The sequence below is a fragment of the Rhodobacter sp. 4.3.4 genome, assembly GCF_058724655.1.
In genome coordinates this window covers 101,839-108,005 of sequence record NZ_JBZXDU010000004.1, presented here as the reverse complement: position 1 = coordinate 108,005, position 6,167 = coordinate 101,839, and the positions used below count along the sequence as shown (strand labels likewise).

Sequence of the window (6,167 nt, the reverse complement as noted above, 5' to 3'; positions counted from 1 at the left end):
GGAGCCCGTACTTCCGTTACCTTACTTTTGTAACGCTATGCGCGTAAGCGATCAAGGTCTTTGGGTCGGGCAGATCGCTTTGGTGGGACAAGGCACCCAAATTGTAAGAGTTAGGTGCGGAGCTGATTCGAGACCGATTCGCAGGCGACTGATAACAAAGGGAAAATTTCAGGTGTTCGAAGATCTGCGATAGCTCACCCAAAATGTAAGTCTAAGTCCTGCACCAAAACGTAAGGCTAGCCGCCCCGATTCGTAAGTCCTTACATCCCAAAAGGTAAGCGCTGCCGCCCAAGACGTAAGTCTATCGAGCGCTTTTCCTATATCTTTCCATTACTTAATCAGCATGAACACTAGAACCAAAGAGAATCTGAACCAAGAGGGGTTCCTTGTGGATTATTTTTTTTGGGGGGCGTACCTCGACCGTAGCACCCAGCTTTCGATGACGTACATATTGGGACGGTTCAGTGCGCAAACTCACACCCAACTTCCGGTTCTCAGGCCTCATCGAGGAAAAGAGCGATAGTTGATGGTCCACAGGCACATTTCCGAAGTTTCCAGCACCTAAGCTCCATTTCCGAACTTTACGCCACCGCGAACTTCCCGCATGATTCGTCAGAGAAAACACAGAGAGCAGCTGATGGACGATACCGTGCTTCCCCCGGTCACGCTGAATGAACTTACCCAACTGACGCGCCGAGCGGCCACAGTGATAGAAAGGCTGCGAGAGCGTGTCTTCGCGCCGAATGCGGAGAAGCGCTTGGACATCCGGTTCAATGTTCGCACGGCGGCGGAAATGGTCGGGCGAACCGAAAAGGCTATCCGGGATGCCGAGGCTGACGGGCGGTTGCCAGAACCGGACAAAGATGACGGCACAGGTCGGCGTACTGGATATACTTTGGCCCAAGTCAACAAGATGCGCGAAGTGTTCGGCACGTTGCCGCATCGCGCCCAGGACGATCCGCCTCTTGTGCTCGCCGTCCAGAACTTCAAAGGGGGCGTCGGCAAGTCCACGATTGTCAGCCACTTGGCTCAATACTTTGCTCTGAAGGGCTACCGTGTCTGCGTCATCGACTGCGACAGCCAGGCCTCGACGACGGCGATCTTCGGGATGAACCCCGATGTGGACGTCGATGAGGAAGAGGATACTCTTTATCCCTTCATGCAACACGGCGGCCCGAAATCGCTGCACTATGCCCTGCGCGCGACTTACTGGCCGGGCATCGCGCTGATCCCTGCCAATCTCGGGCTCTACGACGCAGAATATGAGTTTGCTGCCCGCATGGCCCGCGAACCCACGTTCATTCTAGACCGGCTGCGCGACGGCATCGCCAGCATCTCGGATCAGTTTGACGTCATCTTGCTGGACCCGCCGCCGGCGCTTGGGATGATTTCGCTCTCCGTTCTGCGGGCGGCCAGCGCGCTTCTGATCCCTGCACCACCTTCCAACATCGACTTCGCTTCCACCGCCCATTTTCTGAAAATGATGGAAGCCACGTTGACTGAGTTGGCCCGGTTCGGGGGTGAGCGGTCCTATAGCTTCGTGAAGATACTGGCGTCCAAGATGAACGACCAGAAATCGGCACATCTTGCTATCAAGCGCATGATGGACGCCGTTTTCCCTCAGGACATGCTTCAGTCCGTGCTGAAGGACAGCGCTGAAATCGACAACGCGACGGCGAACCTTTCGACAGTCTACGAGTTGACCGGCCCGGCAACGCGGACCGAAACCCACAAGCGCTGCCGGGCCTATCTCGACGCGGTTGGCCGAGAGATCGAAATCCTGGCCCGCAAGACTTGGCCCAGCCACCATCGCGCACTTCGCAAGGAGGGTATCCTGTGAGCAAACGGCATGACGCAATCTTTGAAGACGTCTTGAAGGACCTAGGCAAGGAGGCTGCCCCGTCTGACGAGGATCGCGGTGCAACCCGCTTCCTTCGCAGATCCAATGCCTTGGCTGATGTCGGCGAGCGTGAGGAAAAGGTGCTGCGGTGGGTCGATCCAGCTCAGTGCGCCATGTGGTCACGCCATAACCGTGCATATGAACTCTTGAACGAAGACAACTGCCGGGACTTGATCGACTCTATCCGGTCCCAAGGGCAACAGGAATTTCCGGCGATCGTACGGCGCCTTCATGGGGCAGGGGCCGAGTATGAGGTCATCTGTGGTGCCCGGCGGCACTTCGCAATCTCCTGGCTTCGGGCGAATAACTATCCGCAGTTCCGCTACCTGGTCGAGGTGCGCGATCTGACCGACGAGGAGGCCTTTCGGCTTGCTGACGTCGAAAACCGTGACAGAGAGGACATCTCCGACTTCGAACGAGCCCGTGACTACGCCGCCGCGCTCGAACAGTATTATGGTGGACGCCAGAAGGGGATGGCCGAGCGGCTAGAGGTTTCGGAAGGATGGTTGTCGCGCTATCTCACACTTGCTCGCCTCCCGGAGGCTGTCGTCGCTGCGTATCCCTCGATCCGTGACATCAAAGAGTTGCATGCCCGGATTCTGAAGCCTCTTCTCGCAGACCCGAAGCTTGCGCCGTCAATCCTTTCTGTTGCGGTCGAGCTCGCCGAAAAGCAAGCTGCCGCCCGGAACGGTCGCGGTGCTGCGATTGATGCCACACAGGTTCTTGCGAAGCTGAAGGCAGCGGCTGCAGGCCCCAAGCGGGTGAAGCCAGCAGGGCAGGTATTTAAGGGGCCTGCAGAGACGGCGGGCATTACGCTCAAGAAGCACGGTGCAAAGCTTACTCTGGAGTTTTCAGCGAAGCTCTCTGAGGCGGCCCTTCGTTCGGCATTCGAGGAATTCATGGCTCATCGGAAGGAGGGAACCGCAGGCTGAGTTGCCAATTGGCAATTCCAAGAAAAAAACATATGAAACAGAGTGTTGCAGTAGATCATGCACTTCCATTTCCACTGGAAATGCAGGGTCAGCATCCGGCAATTTCTCTGGCTCTCGCGGCTTCGCCATGTACCGCCAAGGCCGCAGCAAAGCGGTTCACCCCAAGCCTCGACTGCATGGCGCGGACCCGCTCGTCATAGGCTTCCCGCCCTATGATCCGCTGCAGATCCAGCTCGTGGAACCGCCAGTTCTTCACTGGCGCATGCCGGATCAGCGCCGCCACCTCGGCGTTCGCTGCGTCCAGTACGGGCTCAGCTTGAGACGGCTTCACCACGGTTCCGGCCGTCCGCCATTTCCGCATGAAGCCTAGCAGAAATCCGGCTGGGACCTCTTCCTTGCCCTTGGCCCGGTTGAAGGTCCGGAAGGCGTCCCAGATGACCTGGGTGTCGACATTCCAGCAGGGCAGGGCGGTTTTTGCCGCCTTGATCATCGCGGCCCACGGCGTGCGGTGGACGTTGGACATGCCCCCGAGTTCGATCTTCCCGGCGAACATCATTTTGTTCTTAGACTCTCTAGATAGTGATGTGTCATCTATGGCTGACACGACATCTGTCTCCGGGGCGGAGTTATCCACAGCGCCAAAGCGGAAGAGCCAGGGCGCGAAGCGGCCGTTCGGCTTCCAGCGGACGAGGGCCAAGGCCGACGCCGCGAGTTCCCCGAGCAGAAGACTGAGGTGCTGGCGGGACACGCCCATCCTCTCTGCCAGATGCCCCAAAGTGAAGGCTGCCGTCCCGCGATCGAGGCCGTTGTAGCCGTCCTTCCAGGCGATGCCGTCGAGGATCAGGGTGGCAAGCTTGTGGGCCGAGACGGAGAGGGGTGTCTCGGTGATGCGGCGCAGAATGGCGCCGGTGGTGAGTTCCATGAATGGTGTCCTTCGTTCGAGGACGCCATGCCGTAGGCATGCAAAAAATCGTTTCGGCAAAAGCATTTGCCGGTTGAACACGAGTGACGGTCGCGCTAGATTCCCACTACCACGAGGGAATTAGTGCGGCGTCGGGCCTTTGGTCTGGCGTCGTTTCCTTTTCTGGGGTTGCGGTTTTCCGTGAAGGGTAAGGGTCAGGACTGGGGCGGTTGCCGCCTCAGTAGCGAACCTCTTCGAAGCCGTAGGTGCCCTCGTAATCCTGCCAATCCACGAAGACGCTGCGGAACGAGTAAGAGGTGCTACAGCTGCCGGGCGGGGCGAAGGCCGAGGCGTCCGGCATCGTGCTGACCGGCGCCCGGTTCCAGGCGTACTGCCCTTGGGAACCATAGGTCCCCAGCAGGAGGTATTCCGTCCGGTTGCAGTCGCCGTCGGAGTTGCGGTGCTGCGAATAACTGATCTGGTAGACGTGGATCGAGCGGACAAAGTCATAGGCTGGATCGGAGATGTCGATGTCGGCTTGATCCACGACAGGTAGTGGCATGATCGGTAGGGCAGGGGCCTCCGAGATCAGCGGCCCTGTGGCATCCCGGAACGCGATGTCGAGGAGGCGCTCGACCGGGGCTTGTTGCCGGGCCACCGCATGCATCGGACAGTTCCAGATCTGCAACGGCGGTTCGACCGGCCAGGGCGTGATGCGGGCGATGAACACGGCACGGGCCTGGGCGCATTCGACGGAAGCAGGCCAGCCACCGGCAAGGCAAAGCAGGATGGCGCAATCGACCGGATAGGCCGCAGCGGGCGTGGCGATCGACAGGGCTGCAGTCGTAGCTGCGACCGAGGCGGCAAGTGGCAGGCAGGCAAGTGAGAAGCGCAAGGTAGTCTCCTTTCCGGGAAGCGCAGGGGGGCAATTGTGGGGGGGAGGGCTTAGTCTGAAGGGCCGAGCCCCATGGTCTGGTAGTCCGCGATGGCGCGGTTGATCTCTTCGGTCACGGAGGACCGCGCGGCCTCGAGGCAGCGCAGGTAGGCCTGTGCCTCATCGAAGTAGTCCGAATACTCCGCCCCGATCTCCTGCTGGTATTCTTTGCGCAGTGCCGCATCCTGCACCGGAGAGGGTGGCTCCGGCGGCAGACAATCGAGCGCTGTCTCGGCCCGGGCCAGCACGGCCGGGATCAGGAGGACCGGCACGAGGAGGGCGAAGGGCAGGAGGCCGATCATCGAGGGTTTGGGCAGGAGCGAGGACATATCACCGACATGGATTCAAAACATGTTGTGCTTTTACATTTCACCGCTATTGACGCAAATGGATTCTACCGCTAGGTGAGCGCATATGTTGTGCTCGGGCAGGTTTCTCATCGGCGCAACATGCACTATGATCTTCAGGCAATGACGCTTTGGAGGGTGCCAACCCATGAGGAACTTGACCCCGGTGATCTTACAGGCCGGACTGAAGGAGGCCCTGACCGAAGGCGGCATCGTCGAAGCCCACTGCGTGGAAGACGCCAAGAAAGTGCTCAATGTCTGGCAAGGCTCCTGGCGCATCCATCTGCGCATGGGAGAGACGACAGCGGTACTGGTGATCTCGCGCGGGTTAGAGCCCAGAGAGTTCAAGACCGTGACCGGTCTGATCTCTTTTGGGGTCGAGTTGGGCATGTCCACGATCCCCGTTCCTTTGAAGAAGGGCGAGAAGGCGATCTGGATCGATGGCAAGGGCACTGAAGTGGGGACAGAACCCAAAGCAGATCAGGAGGCTGACGCTTAGCGTTGTCCTCTGGGGCCTCGTGCCCCTCGCGGGACAGGCCCAGGTCATCGACCTCGGTGCGGGCTCCAGCGATCTGCGTGTCCAGTCAGGCGTTCTGGATTTTGGAAAAGACATCCCCGCGCGGGACACCCCGCGCAGGGATAGGGCAGGGGGGTCAGAGAGCCCCGCTGCTGAAGCTGATTTGGTGCTGGCGTCCTATGGCACCACGCGGCGCAGCCCGAAGGGCAGTGCGGCGATTGAAGACCTGGTGCTTCAGGTCGGGACGGATTTCTCCAGCGATCCGGGGCTGAAAGCAGCGGACCTGTCCGTGACTGAATGGCTGGCGCTCTTCCGCGCCAACATCGCAGTGGAATCCGGCTTCAACCCCGAGGCTTTGTCCCCCGTCGGCGCCATCGGTCTTGGGCAGCTTATGCCCGACACAGCCGCGACCCTCGGCGTCGATCCTTATGACATGGAGGAGAACCTGCGCGGCTCGGCCCGCTATCTCCTCGACCAACTCGCGGCCTTCGGCTCAGCCGATCTGGCCCTTGCCGCCTACAACGCCGGACCCGAAGCGGTCCGCGAGTACGGTGGCATCCCACCCTATGCCGAGACCGAGGGCCATGTGTCCAAGGTGCTGGCCCTGACCAACTCAACCCTGATTTCGGAGTAAAC

At 59.8% G+C, this 6,167-nt stretch carries 7 protein-coding genes; 4 read left to right on the top strand and 3 right to left on the bottom strand.

Annotated features, from left to right (window positions below):
• Positions 1 to 637 precede the first annotated feature (637 nt).
• Together AC4PTB_RS19280 and AC4PTB_RS19275 are read left to right on the top strand one after the other, a co-directional pair.
• Entirely contained in the window at positions 638 to 1,840 is a 1,203-nt protein-coding gene (locus AC4PTB_RS19280) for an AAA family ATPase (RefSeq protein ID WP_492192828.1), read from the top strand.
• On the top strand, positions 1,837 to 2,832 hold the full coding sequence (locus tag AC4PTB_RS19275) for a ParB/RepB/Spo0J family partition protein (protein WP_492192827.1): 996 nt from the start codon (positions 1,837 to 1,839) through the stop codon (positions 2,830 to 2,832). The genes AC4PTB_RS19280 and AC4PTB_RS19275 overlap by 4 nt, the downstream gene beginning before the upstream one ends.
• 88 nt (positions 2,833 to 2,920) lie before the next feature.
• Here the strand turns inward: AC4PTB_RS19275 and AC4PTB_RS19270 are convergent, their stop codons facing one another.
• The 3 genes from AC4PTB_RS19270 to AC4PTB_RS19260 form a co-directional block, all read right to left on the bottom strand.
• Positions 2,921 to 3,754 (bottom strand): hypothetical protein, encoded by an 834-nt coding sequence (locus AC4PTB_RS19270; RefSeq protein ID WP_492192826.1) that lies wholly within the window; start codon positions 3,752 to 3,754, stop codon positions 2,921 to 2,923.
• Between the two features lie 217 nt (positions 3,755 to 3,971).
• Entirely contained in the window at positions 3,972 to 4,628 is a 657-nt protein-coding gene (locus AC4PTB_RS19265; RefSeq protein WP_492192825.1) for a hypothetical protein, read from the bottom strand.
• 50 nt (positions 4,629 to 4,678) lie between these two features.
• The gene (locus AC4PTB_RS19260) at positions 4,679 to 4,969 is read right to left on the bottom strand and encodes a hypothetical protein (RefSeq protein WP_492192824.1); all 291 of its coding nucleotides are present in this window, start codon (positions 4,967 to 4,969) and stop codon (positions 4,679 to 4,681) included.
• A gap of 193 nt (positions 4,970 to 5,162) precedes the next feature.
• On the opposite strand from AC4PTB_RS19260, the gene AC4PTB_RS19255 reads away from it, so the two are divergent.
• Both AC4PTB_RS19255 and AC4PTB_RS19250 read left to right on the top strand, forming a co-directional pair.
• On the top strand, positions 5,163 to 5,513 hold the full coding sequence (locus AC4PTB_RS19255; protein ID WP_492192823.1) for a hypothetical protein: 351 nt from the start codon (positions 5,163 to 5,165) through the stop codon (positions 5,511 to 5,513).
• Positions 5,455 to 6,165, top strand: a complete 711-nt coding sequence (locus AC4PTB_RS19250) for a lytic transglycosylase domain-containing protein (RefSeq protein ID WP_492192822.1) — start codon at positions 5,455 to 5,457, stop codon at positions 6,163 to 6,165. Before AC4PTB_RS19255 ends, AC4PTB_RS19250 begins: the two co-directional genes overlap by 59 nt.
• Positions 6,166 to 6,167 lie beyond the last annotated feature (2 nt).